This window comes from Streptomyces flavofungini (assembly GCF_041028215.1).
GTDB classification, from domain to species: domain Bacteria; phylum Actinomycetota; class Actinomycetes; order Streptomycetales; family Streptomycetaceae; genus Streptomyces; species Streptomyces flavofungini_B.
This window is the reverse complement of record NZ_JASKYR010001198.1, coordinates 1-1491: the sequence shown is the minus strand read 5'-3', so window position 1 is coordinate 1491 and position 1491 is coordinate 1. Positions and strand designations below refer to the sequence as shown.

Annotated in this window: 2 protein-coding genes; both read left to right on the top strand. The window is 71.7% G+C overall.

From position 1 onward, the window contains the following. A partial coding sequence (locus tag AB8Z36_RS39705; RefSeq protein WP_369218219.1) for a TIGR03086 family metal-binding protein occupies positions 1 to 491 on the top strand: 491 nt, incomplete at its 5' end. Between the two features lie 163 nt (positions 492 to 654). Continuing rightward, a complete protein-coding gene (locus tag AB8Z36_RS39700; protein ID WP_369218218.1) occupies positions 655 to 1464 on the top strand; it encodes an HAD family acid phosphatase in 810 nt (269 codons plus the stop codon). Positions 1465 to 1491: the final 27 nt, after the last annotated feature.

Sequence of the window (1491 nt, the reverse complement as noted above, 5' to 3'; positions counted from 1 at the left end):
GCCCCGAGTTCGCCGTGCGGAATCTGCTCGGCCATCTGCTCGGCCTCACCCGCGCCTTCGAGCTGGCCGCCCGCAAGGACCTCCGGCCCGAGCTCGACGGGGACCCCGGCCGTACCGTGCCGGACATCGGCCCCGGCTGGCGCGGCGAGCTGCCGAAGGCCCTCGACGGGCTCGTCGAGGCGTGGCGCGATCCGGCGGCCCGGCAGGGCATGACCCGTGCGGGCGGCATCGACCTGCCGGGCGAGGTCGCGGGCCTGGTCGCCCTCGACGAACTCGTGGTGCACGGCTGGGACCTGGCGCGCGCCACCGGCCAGGAGTACGCGCCCGACAAGGCGAGTCTGGAGGGCGCGCGGGCACTCCTTGCACCCGTCGGCGACGGCGGCGAGGGCGGTCTGTTCGGGCCCCCGGTGCCCGTGCCCGAGGGGGCGCCGCTCCTGGACCGGGTGATCGGGCTGAGCGGCCGGGACCCGGGGTGGACGGCGGGCGGCTGACCGCACCCATGCGGCCCTTGTCCCGGCACGGGGGGCGGGACAAGGGCTCCTCCCCGCCAGGTATGGATCGGGTAAAGGGTCGTCTCCCGCTCTCCCCAGAGCCGGGTCAATGCGCGTAGACAGGCCTTGACCTGCCCGATCCCCTGATGCGGAGACGCAACACATGCGCAAGACCCTTCGCGTGGCCGGCCTGGCCACCGCCTGTACCGTCGCCGGCGCCGCCCTCTACGCCACCGGTGTCGCCAGTGCCGGCCAGCAGGCCGAGCACCGCCCCACCAAGGAGCCGCACAACATCGGCCTCCTCGTCGGCGAGATCGACGCCTACTACGGCGCGGTCAAGGGCGCCGACGGTGTGTGGAAGTCCTCGCCCGACAGCCCCTACGCCAAGGACCTGGCCCGCATCCAGGCCAAGGCGAAGAAGGACATCAAGAAGGCCGCCGAGCGGGCGCACCACGGGCACGGCGGCCATGGCGGCAAGCCCGCGATCGTCCTCGACGTGGACGACACCGCGCTGCTCAGCTTCGACTACGAGAAGTCGGTCAACTACACCTACGACAACGACAGCTGGGACGCCTACGTCAAGGCCGCCAAGCGCCCGGCCGTCTTCGGCATGCCCGAGCTGGTGAAGTACGCCAAGAAGCGGGGCGTCGAGGTCTTCTTCCTCACCGGCCTCGCCGAGACCCAGCGCGAGGGCGCCGTCACCAACCTCGCGAGGGCGGGCTACGACACGCGCCTGGACCGCGCGCACGTCTACACCAAGGACAAGAAGAACCCGCCGTCCTACCTGAAGCACTGCGCCACGGCCGCCGCCTGGAACTGCACCACCGTCCAGTTCAAGGAGGGCACCCGCAAGCACATCGAGTCCACCGGCTACGACATCGTCGGCAGCTTCGGAGACCAGGTCTCCGACCTCGCGGGCGGCTACGCGGACAAGACCTACAAGCTCCCGAACCCGACGTACTTCGTCGGCTAGAGGGACTGGCGCGGCGGCGGGGAGGAG

Coding starts and splice junctions, on each gene's coding strand:
- AB8Z36_RS39700 (WP_369218218.1), top strand. CDS start 655: ATGCGCAAGACCCTTCGCGTGGCCGGCCTGGCCACCGCCTGTACCGTC.